General features: G+C 46.5%; 13 protein-coding genes and 1 other annotated feature. Of the genes, 9 read left to right on the forward strand and 4 right to left on the reverse strand.

Features of this window, described 5'->3' with window-relative positions; all coding sequences use genetic code 11:
- Nucleotides 1-34 precede the first annotated feature (34 nt).
- Entirely contained in the window at nt 35-1,282 is a 1,248-nt protein-coding gene (locus AUL54_RS01235) for an RbtT/DalT/CsbX family MFS transporter (protein ID WP_060962622.1), read from the forward strand.
- Nucleotides 1,283-1,312: 30 nt separating this feature from the next.
- Here the strand turns inward: AUL54_RS01235 and AUL54_RS01240 are convergent, their stop codons facing one another.
- The gene (locus AUL54_RS01240) at nt 1,313-2,074 is read right to left on the reverse strand and encodes a hypothetical protein (RefSeq protein WP_060962623.1); all 762 of its coding nucleotides are present in this window, start codon (nt 2,072-2,074) and stop codon (nt 1,313-1,315) included.
- A gap of 64 nt (nt 2,075-2,138) precedes the next feature.
- Nucleotides 2,139-2,444, reverse strand: coding sequence for a DUF948 domain-containing protein (locus AUL54_RS01245; protein ID WP_060962624.1), 306 nt, complete (start codon nt 2,442-2,444; stop codon nt 2,139-2,141).
- A gap of 128 nt (nt 2,445-2,572) precedes the next feature.
- Here AUL54_RS01245 and AUL54_RS01250 point away from each other — a divergent pair, with 128 nt between their 5' ends.
- From AUL54_RS01250 to proB, 4 genes are all read left to right on the forward strand, one after another.
- Complete coding sequence (locus AUL54_RS01250) at nt 2,573-3,289, forward strand: 3-ketoacyl-ACP reductase (RefSeq protein WP_060962625.1); 717 nt, start codon at nt 2,573-2,575, stop codon at nt 3,287-3,289.
- 283 nt (nt 3,290-3,572) lie between these two features.
- Nucleotides 3,573-3,941 carry a replication termination protein gene (gene rtp, locus AUL54_RS01255; protein ID WP_016936568.1) on the forward strand — a complete coding sequence of 123 codons (369 nt, stop codon included), beginning with the start codon at nt 3,573-3,575 and terminating at the stop codon, nt 3,939-3,941.
- Nucleotides 3,942-4,116: 175 nt separating this feature from the next.
- A complete protein-coding gene (proC, locus tag AUL54_RS01260; protein WP_082761589.1) occupies nt 4,117-4,965 on the forward strand; it encodes a pyrroline-5-carboxylate reductase in 849 nt (282 codons plus the stop codon).
- A gap of 21 nt (nt 4,966-4,986) precedes the next feature.
- Entirely contained in the window at nt 4,987-6,105 is a 1,119-nt protein-coding gene (gene proB, locus AUL54_RS01265) for a glutamate 5-kinase (RefSeq protein ID WP_060962627.1), read from the forward strand.
- A gap of 58 nt (nt 6,106-6,163) precedes the next feature.
- Here proB and AUL54_RS01270 read toward each other — a convergent pair whose 3' ends face one another.
- Complete coding sequence (locus AUL54_RS01270; RefSeq protein ID WP_016936565.1) at nt 6,164-7,066, reverse strand: glutamate biosynthesis transcriptional regulator GltC; 903 nt, start codon at nt 7,064-7,066, stop codon at nt 6,164-6,166.
- A 145-nt stretch (nt 7,067-7,211) separates the two neighbouring features.
- Between AUL54_RS01270 and gltB the strand changes: the two genes are divergently transcribed.
- Together gltB and gltD are read left to right on the forward strand one after the other, a co-directional pair.
- Nucleotides 7,212-11,771: a glutamate synthase large subunit gene (gene gltB / locus AUL54_RS01275; protein ID WP_060962628.1), complete on the forward strand. Its 4,560-nt coding sequence runs from the start codon at nt 7,212-7,214 to the stop codon at nt 11,769-11,771.
- Between the two features lie 16 nt (nt 11,772-11,787).
- Complete coding sequence (gltD, locus tag AUL54_RS01280) at nt 11,788-13,269, forward strand: glutamate synthase small subunit (protein WP_060962629.1); 1,482 nt, start codon at nt 11,788-11,790, stop codon at nt 13,267-13,269.
- A 431-nt stretch (nt 13,270-13,700) separates the two neighbouring features.
- Here the strand turns inward: gltD and AUL54_RS01290 are convergent, their stop codons facing one another.
- Nucleotides 13,701-14,681, reverse strand: a complete 981-nt coding sequence (locus AUL54_RS01290; protein WP_060962631.1) for a zinc-binding dehydrogenase — start codon at nt 14,679-14,681, stop codon at nt 13,701-13,703.
- Between the two features lie 118 nt (nt 14,682-14,799).
- On the opposite strand from AUL54_RS01290, the gene AUL54_RS01295 reads away from it, so the two are divergent.
- Nucleotides 14,800-15,666, forward strand: a complete 867-nt coding sequence (locus AUL54_RS01295; RefSeq protein WP_060962632.1) for a LysR family transcriptional regulator — start codon at nt 14,800-14,802, stop codon at nt 15,664-15,666.
- Between the two features lie 363 nt (nt 15,667-16,029).
- Nucleotides 16,030-16,254, forward strand: a binding site (T-box leader).
- A 51-nt stretch (nt 16,255-16,305) separates the two neighbouring features.
- Complete coding sequence (gene thrS, locus AUL54_RS01300) at nt 16,306-18,234, forward strand: threonine--tRNA ligase (RefSeq protein ID WP_060962633.1); 1,929 nt, start codon at nt 16,306-16,308, stop codon at nt 18,232-18,234.
- The last annotated feature ends 2 nt before the right edge of the window (nt 18,235-18,236 follow it).

The raw sequence follows: 18,236 nt of genomic DNA on the forward strand, positions 1-18,236 counted from the left end.
GACAACATGAAAGATTGCTGAGGAGGAACAAAAAATGCTTAATAAAATAGGAATTCCGAAACAGCTTGCCTGGGGATTTTTAGGGGTCGTGCTGTTTATGATGGGGGACGGCCTTGAACAAGGCTGGCTCAGCCCGTTTTTAGTTGAAAACGGCTTGACGGTACAGCAATCAGCATCCCTGTTTACGGTTTACGGTATTGCTCTCGCTGTGGCGTCTTGGTTTTCAGGCGTCTGTCTCGAAGCCTTCGGCGCAAAGCGGACGATGTTTATGGGGCTGTTATTTTACGTTATCGGAACAGCCGCGTTTATCGCATACGGATTTGAAAATCTTAATTTGCCGGTGATGTATGTCACGTATTTTATTAAAGGGCTGGGCTATCCGCTGTTTGCCTATTCTTTTTTGACATGGGTGATTTACCGGTCGCCGAAAAGCAAGCTCAGTACGGCGGTCGGCTGGTTCTGGATTGCTTATTGCTGCGGCATGTTTGTATTCGGAGCCTGGTATTCTAGCTGGGCCATCAAATCTTTCGGCTATTTGAATACGCTGTGGAGTTCGATTTTTTGGGTATGCCTCGGCGCGTTTTTTGCTTTGATTTTAAATAGGGACCGCTTTGAAAAGAAAAAAGCAAGTAAACAGGAAAAGGTGCAGGAATTAATGAAAGGAATCACCATCCTTGCTGAAAATCCGCGTGTGCTTTCAGGGGGGATTGTTCGGATCATCAACAGTATCGGAACATACGGATTTCCGGTATTTCTCCCAATGCATATGGCGCAGCACGGCATTTCTACAAATGTATGGCTGCAGATTTGGGGCACGATCTTTCTTGGCAATATCGTCTTTAACTTAATCTTCGGTGCAGTCGGCGATGCGTTCGGCTGGAAAAAGACAGTCATGTGGTTCGGGGGAGCGGGCTGCGGCATTTTTACCCTTTTATTATATTATGCTCCTGTTGTATCACATGGGAACTTGCTTTTCGTCAGCATTGTCGGCTTTATTTGGGGAGGGCTTCTGGCCGGATTCGTTCCGATCGGAGCTATCGTGCCGACAGCGGCGGGCAGCGATAAAGGTGCTGCCATGTCTGTGTTAAATCTGGCCGCGGGCCTGTCGGCATTTGTCGGACCCGCGCTTGCCTGGGCGTTTATCGGGCTTGTCGGCGCACAAGGCGTAGTATGGATTTTCGCAGCGCTCTATTTCGCAAGTGCAATCCTGACAAATCAAATCAAAATACCTGAAGAAAAAACGGCAAAACACGATAAATCATTGCCTGAATATGCTTCTTAACAGAAACGCCCCGAAGGCTCGGGGCGTTTTTTACAGCTTCTGAAGAAACCCGGCAAAGCGCTGAATTTGTTCACGTAACGATTGTTTGTTTTCGTGAAATTGTTTGAAACGATGTCCGTTTGCGCCGGACGGATGCGGGAAGCCTTCCAAAATGACCGCATGATTCATCCTCCCGTTCTTTTTCAGCATGCGGCAGGCGGATTCTGCTGCTTTTCCGAGAGGGACGAGCAGAATGTCCTTTTTCATCATTTCTATTTCGTCCGGAAAATATTTCAGCGCATAACGGCTGAGAAGAGCTGACCTGCTGATGGGCGGCTGATGTCCCGTATAGTTTTTCTGTTGATAAAAAACAGGGTGTTTGATAACGGATGTCGTATGAAGCAGCTCCCGTTTTGCACCAAATAAACAGGATGAATTCTCAACTCGGAACGCGGCCGGCAGACCGCATTCATTAAGCATTTCGATCATGTGCTGCCTCATTGAACCGGAAAGCCCGGCCGCTTTTTTTGTTTCATATGCAACCACCTCAAGAGATTCGCCGTTTTTTAAAAGCTGTGCCGCTGCTTTGTAAGCCCGCTGCATCTGAAAAAAACCGGGTGTAATTCCGGAGATGACAACTGCAGCATGAGGGTTGATATACTCATTATGAGGCGAATAATACATATCCAGATCTCCGTCCTTTGCTAAATGGAACTCCGGAGTCAGCAAATCCGATTTTGTAAATCCTCCCGAAGATGATAATGCTTTAAGCTGGCGCGAAAAATGTGCAAGCCGCTCACGATTGCAAATCATATTATGCCTCCTTGAACCCGCTCATTCTCTTAGTGTCAGCAAAAACGGCGGATGGCATGCAGGCTCATAAATCGCTTTTACCGGCGTTCCAGAGCATCTTCAGAACATGAGGCGTTCCTTTTGCTTCGGCAGCCGTCGTTTGCACGGCTGTTTTTTTAGTGAGAAAGTCTTCCTGCAGTTCTTTCTGCTTTTGTGATAACAGACGGGTTTCTGTTTTGATTTCTTCAACGGACGTCTGCATGGACGCTGCTGTGACGTTAATCTTCTTTATATCAGGCGCTGTCTTTCTTTTAAAACGCACGGCTGATACGGCTAAATAAACCAAGGCGGCAGCCGCAACGGCAGCACTGATATACAAAATGATAATCATCTGCTTTTCACTCCTTTTTTCAGTTGATACCCTTTATGGAGACTGTTGAATCGTTTTATTTGCTAATTGTTTTTTTTCTGCTTATAATGTGAAATCGTACATAAGGACATTCAGAAAGGGTGAAAGACATGGAAAGCATACAGAACAAAACGGCTCTTATCACGGGTGCGGGCAGAGGAATCGGCCGCGCCGCCGCTATTGCTTTAGCGAAAGAAGGAGTCAATATCGGTTTAATCGGCCGCACTGAAGCAAATGTTAAAAAGGTTGCAGAAGAAGTGGAAGCCCTTGGTGTAAAGACATCATTCGCTGCTGCCGATGTGAAAAGTCAAAAAGAGGTCGAACAAGCCGTCGCTTCTATTAAAGAAGATCTCGGTGAGATTGACATCCTTATTAACAATGCCGGAATCAGCAAATTCGGCGGATTTTTAGATCTTACGCCAGAAGAGTGGGAAGACATCATTCAAGTTAATGTAATGGGTGTATACCATGTGACACGCGCCATTCTTCCTGAAATGATCGAGAGAAAATCAGGAGATATCATTAATATTTCCTCTACGGCTGGCCAAAGAGGCGCCGCGGCGACAAGTGCGTACAGCGCTTCGAAATTTGCCGTTCTCGGTCTGACTGAATCTCTCATGCAGGAAGTGAGAAAACACAATATCCGTGTCAGCGCAATGACTCCGAGCACGGTTGCCAGCGATATGTCAATTGAATTAAATCTGACAGACGGCAATCCGGAAAAAGTCATGCAGCCTGAGGATCTTGCAGAATATATGGTTGCTCAATTGAAATTACATCCGCGCATTTTCGTCAAAACTGCCGGTTTATGGTCAACCAATCCTTAAAAAAAACGGGATCTGTCTTTTTAGACAGGTCTTTTTTTGTTTCCTTAAAACCGAATGAGCAGATATAAAGGATTTGTGCGAAAAAAGGAATGAAAAAGAAACCGATATCAGTTATAATTTAAACTAAATAAACTATGTACCAAATGTTCAAATATATTTTTTCCGCCGTTCAAAAAAACAAATCAATACAAATTAAACTGTTCGCACAATGAAAGGGAAAACGGAATATAAAGAGAATATTTAGTACATGGAATAATTTGTTAGAGGAAAGGGTGTGCACATATTGAAAGAAGAAAAAAGAAGTTCAACCGGTTTTTTAGTGAAACAAAGGGCTTTTTTAAAGCTTTACATGATTACAATGACAGAGCAGGAACGGCTTTACGGACTGAAGCTTCTCGAGGTGCTGCGCTCCGAATTTAAACCCATCGGTTTCAAGCCGAATCATACTGAGGTATACCGTTCACTCCACGAACTCTTGGATGACGGGATCTTAAAACAGGTAAAGGTCAAAAAAGAAGGAGCCAAACTCCAGGAAGTCGTTCTCTATCAATTTAAAGACTATGAAGCTGCGAAGCTTTACAAAAAACAGCTTAAGACAGAGCTTGACCGCTGCAAAAAGCTGATAGAAAAAGCCCTTTCCGATAATTTTTAAATCTGTCCGGAACACACCCCGCCGCCCGGGCTCAGGCGGTGTGTTCTGTGATTCATTATACATAATAACAGGCTCGGAACAATACATATCAATAAAACCTTCAAACTTGACATTGACTCCTGACATGATAACATAAAAAACGTGTGAAAATGCGAACAAAATACGAACAAGGGAGATGTTACCGATCTTAGATCAAAAGAAAGTTGCTTTTATAGGAGCAGGATCAATGGCTGAAGGAATGATATCAGGCATGGTCCGCGCAAAAAAAATTCCCAATCAAAACATCTGCGTGACAAACCGCCGAAATACAGAGCGACTCGCTGAATTGGAACATCAATACGGAATTAAAGGCACGGATTTTGACAGCATGAAAACCGAAGACATTGATGTCTTTATTTTAGCTATGAAACCGAAGGATGCTGAAATCGCTCTGGAGACGCTGAAACGGCGTATTCAACCTCATCAAATCATCCTGTCTGTCTTGGCAGGCATAACAACCTCATTTATACAACAATCATTACATGAGAATCAGCCGGTTGTAAGAGTCATGCCGAACACATCCAGCATGATCGGCGAATCGGCAACAGCTGCGGCTTTCGGAGACCATGTCTCTCAAAGTTCAGCACAAACTGCGGTATCCCTTCTGGAATGTCTCGGTGAAGTATATGTGATCAAGGAAGATCAGATGGACATTTTCACCGGCATCGCAGGCAGCGGGCCGGCATACTTTTATTATTTAATGGAGTTTATCGAAAAAGCAGGTGAAGAAGCCGGCTTAGATAAAGAACTGTCCCGCAAAATCGGCGCGCAAACATTATTAGGCGCAGCCAAAATGCTGATGGAGACAGGGGAAAAACCGGGTGTGCTTCGAGAAAACATCACCTCTCCAAACGGCACGACTGCAGCCGGCCTTGATGCGCTCAGGTCTGAAGGCGGCGGGGAAGCCATTGCCAAAGCCATTAAACATGCGACTGAACGTTCTATTGAGATCAGCAAAACAATTGAAAAAACAGCAGCACTATAAAATAAAAACAGGAGTGATACAGTGACGTCTCGGACGGAGATCAAAAGAGTCGCGGTGAAAATCGGCAGCAGCTCACTGACGAGCCTGCACGGAGAAATCAGCAGAAGAAAACTGGAGACATTGGTGGATCAAATCGCACAGCTGAAAGACAGCGGTTATGAAGTGATTTTAGTATCTTCCGGCGCAGTGGCGGCAGGTTATCGGAAGCTCGGCTTTATTCAGAAACCGGAAAGCCTCCCTGAAAAACAGGCTTCTGCTTCCATCGGGCAGGGATTATTAATGGAAGCTTATTCAAAGCTTTTTTTAGCGCACGGTTATGTCGCGTCACAAATTTTAATTACAAGAAGCGACTTTTCTGATGAATACCGCTATCATAATGTCCGCAATACAATGAACGTCCTTTTGGAACGAGGCATTATTCCGATTATTAATGAAAATGACACCGTCACAGTCAATCGGCTGAAATTCGGTGATAATGATACACTCGCGGCAAAGGTCGCAGGCTTAATTGATGCTGACATGCTTGTGATTTTATCAGATATCGACGGATTATATGATGATAATCCGCGCAGCAACCCGGAAGCGGCACGAATCAGACATGTAAGTGACATCACCCCGGAAATAGAAGCAAGCGCGGGAGATGCCGGGAGTGAGATGGGAACCGGCGGAATGCGTTCAAAGCTGGATGCTTTTAAAATTGTGATGGCCTCCGGTATTAAAGGCTTTCTCGGGCAGGCTAATACCCCGGACATTCTGCTTCAAGCGGTAGAAGAGGCGGCTGAAGGAACTTATTTTGAAGCGGAAGGAACCCTCCCGTTAAACCACAAAGAACAATGGCTTGCATTTAATTCCGGCCCCGAAGGCGAGATTGTGATGGAGAAGAAAAGCAGCCGCGATATAGCGAACGGAAATGTGGCGCTCTCACCGCAGGATATCGAACAGATTAACGGCAGATTCAGCAGCGGGGCGGTTGTCAGACTGCTTGATCAGCAGGGAGAAGAGCTTGGGCTCGGCATCGTCAATTATTCCTCGGCTCAGCTGAAGACATATAAAGAAACGCCGCATAAACAGACCGGCCAATCAGTCATTGATCCGGAAGCGTTTGTCTGCCACGTTGAACTGTCCATCCCGATCGGCTGAGAAAAGTCAATAAAATATGGCAAAGCCCGAGGCTTCGTTTTGAAGCTCGGGTTTGTTTTTATTGATATTGTTCAAGTTTGGAGAAAAATTGAATGACAAAATGATAGAAATCATTCGCAGACGGAGCCAGTTCTCTGCCTTTTGGCTTAATAATGCCTACGGTGCGCTTCACTTGAGGGAATTCAATCGGAATTTTGACCGTGAACCGAGGTGTGGTTTCCGCAAAGGTGCTTTCAGGCAATAAAGTAACGCCCATCCCTGCGGAGACTAATCCTTTAATGGCATCTAAATCCTCGCCCTCCGTTGATACAAGCGGCGCAAAGCCTGCCTGTCTGCAAGCGTCAATCGCCATATTGCGGAGAATAAATCCTTCAGGAAATAAAACAAATTGGTCGCCGCGCAGATCAATTAAATGGATATTTTTTTGTTTGGCAAGCGGATGATGCAGCGGAACAAGCGCGTAAATCTTTTCTGTGAATAAGATATTGCCTGTTATGTCGGGAAATTCCGTCGGAACGGGGCCGAGAAGCGCCGCATCTATGTCCCTGTTTCTTACGGCTTCGATTAAAAATTTATAAGATCCTTGGCGGAGCAAAAACTCAACGTTCGGGTGCTCCTCTTTAAATGCTGAAATCACTGTCGGCAAAAGCTGACTTGCAAGGCTCGTCGGAAATCCTATTTTGACGGTTCCGCGATTAGGGTCAAGATATTCATCGATTTGTTCCTTCGCGTAATCAATTGCTTTCATCGCTGTTTTAACATGTTCTAAAAATTGTTTGCCGATCGGCGTTAACTTAATATTTCTGCCTTCCCGTTCAAATAAAGTGACCTTCAGCTCTTCTTCAAGATTTGCAATCTGCCTGCTGATGGCGGATTGGGCGACATGCAGATGATCAGCCGCTTCTGACACATGTTCCCGTTCTGCTACCTCCATAAAATACCGAAGCTGGCGTAATTCCATTGCGTTCACACCTATCTATCTCATTTTGAGATGTATTTGATCTAAATTATATATTGTTTATATTGTTTTGAAAACTTACAATTAATTTAAAGTTGTCAGATTTTATGACCGATAATTAACGGAAACTGATCGGGGGAGAGGAATTATGACTTACAATCAAATGCCGAAAGCACAAGGTCTCTACCGTCCGGAATTTGAGCATGATGCATGCGGAATCGGCTTGTATGCCCATTTAAAAGGGAAACCTTCACATGACATTGTCAAAAAAGGACTGCAGATGCTTTGCCAGCTGGATCACAGAGGAGGACAGGGCAGTGACCCGAATACGGGAGACGGCGCCGGCCTGATGGTTCAGATCCCTGATGCTTTTTTTAAGAAAGAGTGCGGAGAAATGAAGCTGCCTGAAAAAGGCCGTTACGGGGTAGGAATGGTCTTTTTCTCGCAAAATGAAGAAGAAAGAAAAAAGATCGAAAAACAGGTGAATGCATTCATTGAGCAGGAAGGGCAGACCGTTCTCGGCTGGAGAACCGTCCCTGTTAATGTCGGAAAAATCGGAACAGTGGCACAAAGTACTTGCCCGTACGTTCGCCAAGTATTTATCGGTGCCGCAAACGATTTGAAAGACAGCCTTGCTTTTGAACGCAAACTGTATGTCATCCGGAAGCAGGCTGAAAATTGGGGCGTTCAAGAACAGCTTGATTTTTACTTCGCAAGCCTGTCAAGCCAGACTATCGTTTATAAAGGTTTGTTAACGCCTGAGCAGGTTGACGCGTTTTATTTGGATTTGCAGGATGAAACCTTCGTATCTGCATTTTCACTCGTACATTCACGGTTCAGCACAAATACCTTTCCTACTTGGGAACGTGCCCATCCGAACCGCTATCTGATCCATAACGGAGAAATCAATACGCTCCGGGGCAATATCAATTGGATGCGGGCGAGAGAGCAGCAGTTCGTTTCAGAAAGCTTCGGAGACGATCTTCATAAAGTGCTGCCGATTTTAAATGCTGAGGGCAGTGACTCATCCATTCTTGATAATGCGTTTGAATTTTTCGTGATGGCGGGACGGAAGCCGGCACATACGGCAATGATGCTGATCCCGGAACCATGGACCGAAAACACTCACATGTCTAAAGCGAAACGGGCTTTTTACGAATATCACAGCTCTTTAATGGAGCCGTGGGACGGACCGACCGCCATTTCGTTTACAGACGGTAAACAAATCGGCGCCATCCTTGACCGTAACGGCCTGCGTCCGGCACGTTACTATGTGACAAAAGATGACCATATTATTTTCTCATCTGAGGTGGGCGTTATTGAAGTGGAACAGGAAAACATTCTTCATAAAAAACGCCTGGAACCCGGAAAAATGCTGCTCATTGACTTAGGGGAAGGCCGGATTATTTCAGATGAAGAAGTAAAAACGGAAATCGCCAATGAATTCCCGTATCAAAAATGGCTTGAAGAGGAATTGGTTCAAGTGAATCCTGATCCGGAAATCCGGGAAGAGGAACAATTCGATGATCTTCTCGTCCGGCAAAAAGCGTTTGGCTATACGTATGAAGATATTCAGAAATATTTAATTCCTGTTATTAAAGAAGGCAAAGACCCGCTCGGCTCCATGGGAAATGACTCGCCGCTCGCCGTTTTATCCGATCGCGCCCAATCACTGTTTCATTATTTTAAACAGCTGTTTGCGCAAGTCACAAACCCGCCGATTGACGCGATCCGCGAGCAGCTGGTGACCTCCACGGTGACATGGCTCGGAGCTGAAGGCGATCTGCTGCATCCGAGTGAAAGAAATGCCCGCCGCATAAAACTGTACACTCCTGTATTATCTAACGAACAGTTTTATGCGCTGAAAACACTTGTGCATCCTGACATTAAGAGCCAGAACATCCGCACGCTGTTTTCCGATGACCTAGAAAAAGGCCTGAAAGATTTGTTTCAGCAGGCGGAAAAAGCAATCAAGGAAGGCGTATCTCTGTTAATTTTATCTGACAGGGCAATGAGTAAAGAATTGACGCCGATTCCGCCGCTTTTGGCCGTCAGTGCGCTGCATCAGCATTTGATCCGTCAAGGTCTGCGCACTAAAGCAAGCATTATCGTTGAATCAGGCGAAGCGCGTGAAGTTCATCACTTTGCGGCTCTCATCGGATATGGGGCCGATGCTGTCAATCCGTATTTGACTTATGCTACGTATAAGCAGGAAATCGATGAAGGACGGCTTGATATTCCGTATGAAGAAGCTGTCAGCAAATACGGAAAGAGCGTGACAGAAGGCGTCGTGAAAGTGATGTCAAAAATGGGAATTTCAACTGTGCAAAGTTACAGGGGCGCCCAAATTTTTGAAGCGGTCGGCATCGGTGAAGACGTCATCTCCAAATACTTTACGGGAACTGCATCCCAGCTTGGCGGAATCGATAGCGAAACGATTGCGCAAGAAGCGAAACAGCGTCATCAAGCGGCTTACAAGGATGATTACAGCCAAACTCTTGAGCCGGGTAGTGAATTCCAATGGCGAAACGGGGGAGAGCACCACGCTTTCAATCCGAAAACCATCCATACCCTGCAATGGGCGTGCCGTAAGAATGATTACAGCCTGTTTAAGCAATATTCTCATGCAGCGGATGAAGAACGAATCGGATTTTTGCGTAATCTGTTCGCCTTCAAAGAAGACCGCAAACCTTTAAAATTAGAAGAAGTCGAATCAGCTGCGTCTATCGTGAAACGTTTTAAAACAGGGGCGATGTCGTTCGGTTCATTAAGCAAGGAAGCGCATGAAGCTTTGGCAATAGCGATGAACCGGCTCGGCGGAAAAAGCAACAGCGGAGAAGGCGGCGAAGACCCGAAACGTTTTATTCCGGATGAAAATGGTGACGACAGAAGAAGTGCAATTAAACAGATCGCATCCGGCCGTTTTGGCGTAAAAAGCCATTATCTCGTCAATGCGGATGAATTGCAGATCAAAATGGCGCAAGGGGCGAAGCCGGGAGAAGGCGGCCAGCTTCCGGGCAACAAAGTATATCCTTGGGTCGCGGATGTCCGCGGTTCTACACCAGGTGTCGGGCTGATTTCACCGCCTCCTCATCATGACATTTATTCAATTGAAGATCTGGCTCAGCTGATCCATGATTTAAAAAATGCAAATCGAAACGCGCGAATCAGCGTCAAGCTCGTGTCAAAAGCCGGCGTCGGCACGATTGCGGCCGGTGTGGCAAAAGGTACGGCGGATGTCATCGTCATTAGTGGGTACGACGGCGGAACGGGTGCTTCACCGAAAACGAGTATTAAACATACAGGTCTTCCGTGGGAGCTTGGTCTTGCAGAAGCACACCAAACGCTGATGCTGAACGGTTTACGGGATCGCGTGGTATTGGAGACGGACGGTAAGCTGATGACAGGGCGCGACGTCGTGATGGCCGCCTTGCTAGGCGCGGAAGAATTCGGCTTTGCCACAGCGCCGCTCGTCGTTCTAGGCTGCGTCATGATGCGCGCCTGCCACTTAGATACATGTCCTGTAGGTGTCGCGACGCAAAATCCGGAGCTGCGCAAAAAGTTTATGGGCGATCCTGATCATATCGTAAACTACATGCTGTTTGTCGCGGAAGAAGTGCGTGAATATATGGCGCAGTTAGGTTTTAAAACGCTGGATGAAATGATCGGCCGTACGGACGTTCTTCATGTCAGCGAACGTGCAAAAGCGCATTGGAAAGCGGGACAGCTTGATTTATCCACGCTGCTGTATCAGCCTGAAGGCGTGCGCACTTTCCGGACTGCGCAAAATCATAAAATCAGCCAGTCACTTGATATGACGGAAATTCTTCCGGCGGTGCAGGCTGCAATTGAAGCCGGTCAGGAAGCGGAAGCGGAAATCAAGATCAATAATACAAATCGCGTAGCCGGAACCGTGACGGGAAGTGAAATTTCCAAACGCTACGGAGCGGAAGGACTGCCGGATGATACGATCAGGCTTCATTTCACCGGATCAGCAGGACAGAGTTTCGGCGCATTTGTCCCTAAAGGGATGACGCTTCATTTGACCGGGGATTCAAATGACTATGTAGGAAAAGGGCTGTCCGGCGGAAAAATCATCGTGAAAGCGCCTGATGTGTTCAATTGCGAAACGCATGAGAACGTTATTATCGGGAACGTCGCCTTTTACGGAGCAACAAGCGGGGAAGCGTACATTAACGGGCGCGCCGGTGAACGTTTTGCGGTCCGCAACAGCGGAGTCAATGTCGTTGTAGAAGGTATCGGAGATCACGGCTGTGAATACATGACAGGCGGCAGGGTTGTCGTCCTCGGTGAAGTCGGCAAAAACTTCGGAGCGGGGATGTCAGGCGGTATCGCATACGTCCTGAGCGATGATGCCAAAGCATTTAAACGCAAATGCAACACGGAAATGATTTCATTTGAAAAACTGACGGATGAAACGGAGATCAAAGAAGTGAAAGAAATGGTCAAACGGCATGCGGCGCTGACAAACAGCAAAAAAGCCGCAGACCTCCTGGATCATTGGGAAGACGCCGCAAAGACCTTTATCAAAGTCATTCCGAAAAACTATAAACAAATGCTCCTCAGCATCGAAGAACAAAAAGCGGCGGGGTTATCAGAAGAAGACGCCATTATGTATGCTTTTGAAGCCAACACAAAGGCTCACAAAACGCCGGCCAAAGATCAAAAACAAGCGGTAGTGCAGTAAGAAAGGGGAGAGGAACATGGGGAAACCAACTGGATTCATGGAAGAAAAAAGAGAAAAACCGGCTGAGCGGGACCCTCTCACTCGCTTAAAAGATTGGAAAGAGTATTCGGCTCCATTTTCAGATGAAGCGTCAAAGCGGCAGGGGGCGCGGTGTATGGATTGCGGCACACCGTTTTGCCAAATCGGCGCTGATATTAACGGTTTTACATCCGGATGTCCGATTTATAATTTAATACCGGAATGGAATGACCTCGTCTATCGGGGGCGCTGGAAAGAAGCACTGGAGCGCCTTCTGAAAACGAACAACTTTCCTGAATTCACAGGGCGGGTCTGTCCCGCTCCCTGTGAAGGATCTTGTACACTGGCCATTTCAGATCCGGCTGTTTCAATTAAAAACATCGAGCGGACGATCATTGACAAAGGTTTTGAGAACGGATGGATTCAGCCGAGAATTCCAGCGAAACGCACAGGTAAGAAAGTCGCTGTCGTCGGTTCAGGCCCGGCAGGTCTGGCAAGCGCTGATCAGCTGAACCAAGCCGGTCATTCCGTAACGGTCTATGAGCGTGCTGACAGAGCCGGCGGCCTGCTGATGTACGGCATTCCGAGCATGAAACTTGAAAAAAATGTCGTCGAACGCCGTATTAAGCTTTTGACGCAGGAAGGTATAGATTTTGTGACAAATACCGAAATCGGCGTTGACATAACGGCTGATGAGCTCAAAGAACAATTTGATGCCGTCATTTTGTGCACAGGCGCCCAAAAGCAGCGCAATCTGCTGATTGAAGGCCGGGAAGCAAAAGGCGTCCATTACGCAATGGATTATTTAACACTGGCGACGAAAAGCTATTTAGATTCCAACTTCAAAGATAAACAATTTATAGACGCTAAAGGGAAAGACGTCATCGTGATCGGCGGGGGAGACACAGGAGCTGACTGCGTGGCAACCGCGCTGCGCCAAAAAGCGCGCAGCGTGCATCAGTTCGGGAAACATCCTAAACTTCCTCAGACGCGCACGAATGACAATATGTGGCCTGAACAGCCGCACGTCTTCACCATTGAATACGCCTATGAAGAAGCGCAGGCAAAGTTCGGCAAAGATCCGAGAGAATATTCAATTCAGACGACAAAAATGGTGGCCGATAAACAAGGCCGCTTAAAAGAGATCCATACCATCCAAATGGAAAAAGTCAGAAATGAATTCGGCAAGTATGAATTTCATGAACTGCCCGGAACGGAAAAAGTATGGCCTGCTCAGCTGGTGTTTATCGCCATCGGTTTTGAAGGAACTGAACAGCCATTATTGAAGCAGTTTGGTGTCGATTCGGCAAATCATAAAATTCAGGCGGCATATGGGGATTATAAAACGAATGTTGACGGTGTTTTCGCCGCAGGGGATGCGAGAAGAGGCCAAAGCCTGATTGTATGGGCGATTAATGAGGGCCGGGAAGCAGCGCGCGAAGTCGACAGTTATTTAATGGGGAGCACTGTTTTACCGTAAATAAAGGGGATTATTTATAGAACCGGCTGGGCTCAGCCGGTTTTTTCATATGTCATGGAACTGAACTGTCAGCATGATCTGCTTTCTGAAACAGAGCGCCGTATGATTTGTTCTTCCGTTCATCAGTTTCAAATCGGTGAAAGTTTAGAAGGCCTGTTTTGATAGCTGCCGCAAAACGTTACTTCAAGGATTGTGCTGACAAAAGTTATCTGGAAGCGCTGTGCAAGCTCGGACGGCGCCGTTTAAAGTCACCAACACATTTGCTGTGCATTTTATTGACGGGCACTTTAGCCGTCGTGTGGCTGTATCATCGAAAAGTTTTAAAAGCCGGGGGAAACACTTTTTTATTTTTTTGATAGAAACATATCAAGAGTATGTCAGAGCGGAAGGCTCATAAACAAAAAAGAGAACGGAAGGGTCCGCTCCTCTTTTTAGACATCTATATGAAAGCCGATATTGCCGAACTGCCGTCCTTCCTGCAACCTCTTAATGGCATCAGCTGCTTCTCTTAGAGGGTACATACGGTCGATAATGGGGCGGATGCCGCAGCGTTTTATCAATTCCAGCATTTGCGCGAATTCCTCATTGCTTCCCATTGATGTACCGAGAATATGAATCTGCGGAAAAAACAGCGAGCGAATAGGAAATCCGAGCTGATCACCTGAACTGGCACCGAATGTTACGATCCGGCCATTCGGTTTCATAATGTCAAGGTAGTGCTGATATAAAGCGGGACCGACACCGTCAAGTATGATATCTGCTTTTTGGCCATTCAGCGCTTCATTCCAGTCGCCGTAACTGTCAATTGCCCGGTCTGCACCGTATGACAGTGCGGTTTGTTTTTTGTTTTCGCTGCGGGAGGTGACGCTGACTGTCGCTCCGATTGCTTTTGCCATTCGTAAGGCGTATGTTGCCACGCCGCTCCCGATGCCCGGAAGGATAAGGTGTTCGCCCTTTTTCAATTGTCCTTTTGTAAATAAGGCGCGATAAGCGGTTAATGCTGATAACGGCAGCACGCCCGCTTCCTCCCATGTCAGATGATCGGGTTTTACAATGGCATTTTCCGCAGGAACGATGACATAAGGTGAAAAAGTTCCGTCGCTTGGACCGCCTAAAATATCAGGGACGGCTGGTACATCCTCAACAGTCTTCCAATTCAGCACCGGGTTGATGATGACTTCCGCATGCAGTAAATGAGAACGGACGCCGTGTCCTATTTCAGTTACGATTCCCGCGCCGTCTGAACCGAGAATAAATTCACGGTTTCCGGTTTCGTGGTTTTTCATCAAAAATAAATCGCGATGGTTTAATCCGGCTGTTTTCAGCTTTATTTTGACTTCTCCGTTCCCCGGATGTTTGTCAGGTATCTGCCTGAAATGAAAGCTATTTTCGTGTATGATAATGGCATCCATTATTTTTCTCTCCTTTATGGTTGATGAGAAAAATTTTACAGGCTGTAACAGCTGCAGTAAATGAAGGAAAATTGATAGCCGGCTATCAATAAAAATCATAGCAAGAAGGTGTCCTTACATGGAAAGCGGAGACTTAAAGATTTTTCAGGCTGTCGCCCGCAAAGGCAGTATTTCAAAGGCGGCCGAAAGTCTGCATTATGTTCAATCAAATGTAACAAACCGGATTCAGCAGCTGGAACGGCAATTGCAAACACAGCTGTTTTACCGGACGAATCGGGGAATGACGCTGACGCCAGCAGGTGAAAGCTTATTGAAAGATGCAGACAGAATTCTGCAGCTGCTATATGAGGCGCAAAAAAATGCGCAAGAGGCAGGACATCCGAACGGCCCGCTCCGCATCGGTTCTTTAGAAACGGCGGCAGCCGTCCATCTCCCTCAATTTTTCACGGAGTATTGCAGACGATATCCGAAAGTACAGCTGTCACTGTCGACCGGTGATACACATACCTTAGTGCAGCGCGTCCTGCAGTATGAGCTGGACGGGGCTTTTGTTTATGGGCCGGTTGAACACGAAGACCTTAAACAATCCGCCGTATTCCAAGAAGAATTGATCGTGGTTTCAAATGTGCGGGAAGGCAGCTTGCAAAGCCTGCTGCGAGAGCCGATTCTGTTTTTTGCCGCCGGCTGTTCGCACCGCCGAAAAATAAAAAACATATTGAAAGAAGAGGCAGTGCCTGAACATAAAATCATTGAATTCGGAACGCTGGAAGCCATTATTGGAGCGGTGCAGGCAGGGCTGGGTGTTTCCTTTTTGCCTGCGTCAGCCGCCCGTTATTTTCAAAACCGGGAAAATCTTTTTCATCATCAGCTCCCTGAACGTTTTCGGGATATGAATATATCATTCATCTACCGGCGTGATTTATTTTTGACATCGGCGTTTGAAGAACTGCTGAATGGATTAAAAGCGTTACCGAATGGAAGATGACGTAACAGGACAGCTGAATATGCCGAATTTTTTACCGATTTTTTTAAAAAAACTTTCTTTTCACGGAAATTTATGTATAATAAAAGAAAGTTTTTTCGGATAAAGAATCTGCAATGATAAGGACATGAGTCATTTTAACCGGCCATACAGAGAGGGGAGGCAAGGCTGAGACCTTCCCGGCACGAAGAATGGGCTTACCGCCTTTTGAGCTGTATCGGTGAACGAAAGCAGCCGATACCGTACAGCCGCGTTACGGCAACAATGAGCCGCCGCTTGAAGTGGCGGGAATTTGGGTGGAACCGCGGGTCTGACACACACTCGTCCCTTCTTTTGGGATGAGTGTGTTTTTATGTTGATATAAGAAAAATGGCAATGATAAGGACATGAGTCATTCGAACCGGCCATACAGAGAGGGGGGGCAAGGCTGAGACCTTCCCGGCACGAAGAATGGGCTTACCGCCTTTTGAGCTGTATCGGTGAACGAAAGCAGCCGATACCGTACAGCCGCGTTACGGCAACAATGAGCCGCCGCTTAAAGTGGCGGGAATTTGGGTGGAACCGCGGGTCTGACACACACTCGTCCCTTCTTTTGGGATGAGTGTGTTTTTATTTTCTTAAAAATAAAGGAGAGATCAGACCGTGAAGAAACCGCACATTGTCATTACTTTTCCTGACGGGAAACAAAAAGAATACCAGAAAGGTGTTACGTTAGAAGAGATTGCCCAATCAATCAGTCCGGGTTTGAAAAAGGCGTCAGCCGCCGGCAAGGTAAACGGATCGTTATATGACCTTAGAAGAAGCATTCATGAAGACGCTGAAATTGAACTATGCAGTTTTCAGTCTGAAGAGGGGCTGGGAGTGATGAGACACACAGCAGCGCATGTATTGGCGCAAGCGGTAAAACGTCTGTATCCGAAGGTCTGTTTAGGGACCGGTCCCGTTATTGAAAATGGCTTTTATTATGATTTTGACATGAATGAAACGATTACAGAAAGAGAATTGGCCGTCATTGAAAAAGAGATGAACCGAATCATTTCGGAAAATCCGGAAATCATCAGAGAAGAAATCTCCAGAGAAGAGGCAGAGCATCTGTTTGCTCACGAGCCGCTGAAGCTCGAGCTTTTAGCCGATATTCCGCAGCAGGATACAATCAGTATTTACCGACAGAGCGACTTCATTGATTTATGCCGGGGGCCGCACTTGGCGTCTGCCGGTCAGATAAAAGCTTTTTCGCTCACTCATGTGTCAGGAGCTTATTGGCGGGGCGACAGCAATCAAAAAATGCTGCAGCGCATTTATGGGAAGGCATTTTCTTCAAAAAAGGAGCTGAACAGGCATTTTCAGCTGATAAAAGAGGCGGAGAAGAGAAATCATCGAAAATTGGGAGCGGAATTACAGCTTTTTATGTTTTCAGAAGAAGCGCCGGGTATGCCTTTTTATCTGCCGAACGGTCAGTTCATCCGAAATACGCTTGAATCATTTCTGCGTTCAAAGCAGGATGCCTATCATTATCAGGAAGTGCGCACTCCTATGATGATGAACCAGCGTCTTTGGGAGCAATCAGGCCATTGGGATCATTATAAAGAGAATATGTATTTCTCAGAAGCCGATCATCAGCGCTTCGCGTTAAAGCCGATGAACTGTCCCGGCCACATGCTCATTTTTAAAGAAAAGCTTCGTTCTTATCGCGATCTTCCGATTCGGATGGCTGAATTCGGCCAGGTGCACCGTCACGAATTCAGCGGGGCGCTCAATGGCCTGCTTCGCGTCAGGTCCTTTTGCCAGGATGATGCGCATATTTTTGTAACGCCCGATCAGATCGAGAGCGAAATTACTTCAGCGCTTCAGCTGATTCACGAGGTGTACACCGCATTCGGTTTTTCCTATGATATTGAGCTGTCAACAAGACCGGACAATTACATGGGAAGCGAACATTTGTGGGACCGGGCGGAGAGCGCATTAGAGAAAGTATTAAAAGAACAGGGATATCGTTTTCGATTTAATCGGGGGGATGGCGCATTTTACGGCCCGAAAATTGATATTCATATAAAAGATGCGCTGAATCGAAGCCATCAATGCGCTACTGTCCAGCTCGATTTTCAAATGCCGGAGAAATTTGATTTAACATATATTGATGAAAAAAATCAAAAAGTCCGTCCTGTTGTTATTCACCGGGCGGTATTCGGATCTCTTGACAGATTTTTCGGAATCATTACTGAACATTTCGGGGGAGCGTTCCCTTTATGGCTTGCTCCGGTACAGGCAAAAATCATCCCGGTATCAAATACCGCACACCGGGACTGCGCAGAACAGGCGCACCGGCAGCTGAAGAACGCGGGGATCAGGGCTGAGCTTGATCTGCGTGATGAAAAACTCGGGTATAAAATCAGAGAAGCACAAATGAAAAAAATACCGTATATTGCTGTTGTGGGGGATCACGAGTGCCGCCATCAATCTCTACAAGTAAGACAATACGGACGGGAAGACACATTTGAAGAGAGTGTGGGTGATTTTGTTTCCCGGATCATAAATGAAACAAAACAAGAGATTCAAGTAAATCGACATTGACA

Origin of the sequence: Bacillus sp. SDLI1, from assembly GCF_001553895.1 — a bacterium.
Taxonomy (GTDB): Bacteria; Bacillota; Bacilli; order Bacillales; family Bacillaceae; genus Bacillus; species Bacillus siamensis.

Coding starts and splice junctions, on each gene's coding strand:
- AUL54_RS01235 (WP_060962622.1), top strand. CDS start 35: ATGCTTAATAAAATAGGAATTCCGAAACAGCTTGCCTGGGGATTTTTA.
- AUL54_RS01240 (WP_060962623.1), bottom strand. CDS start 2,074: ATGATTTGCAATCGTGAGCGGCTTGCACATTTTTCGCGCCAGCTTAAA.
- AUL54_RS01245 (WP_060962624.1), bottom strand. CDS start 2,444: ATGATTATCATTTTGTATATCAGTGCTGCCGTTGCGGCTGCCGCCTTG.
- AUL54_RS01250 (WP_060962625.1), top strand. CDS start 2,573: ATGGAAAGCATACAGAACAAAACGGCTCTTATCACGGGTGCGGGCAGA.
- proC (WP_082761589.1), top strand. CDS start 4,117: ATGTTACCGATCTTAGATCAAAAGAAAGTTGCTTTTATAGGAGCAGGA.
- AUL54_RS01270 (WP_016936565.1), bottom strand. CDS start 7,066: ATGGAATTACGCCAGCTTCGGTATTTTATGGAGGTAGCAGAACGGGAA.
- gltB (WP_060962628.1), top strand. CDS start 7,212: ATGACTTACAATCAAATGCCGAAAGCACAAGGTCTCTACCGTCCGGAA.
- gltD (WP_060962629.1), top strand. CDS start 11,788: ATGGGGAAACCAACTGGATTCATGGAAGAAAAAAGAGAAAAACCGGCT.
- AUL54_RS01290 (WP_060962631.1), bottom strand. CDS start 14,681: ATGGATGCCATTATCATACACGAAAATAGCTTTCATTTCAGGCAGATA.
- AUL54_RS01295 (WP_060962632.1), top strand. CDS start 14,800: ATGGAAAGCGGAGACTTAAAGATTTTTCAGGCTGTCGCCCGCAAAGGC.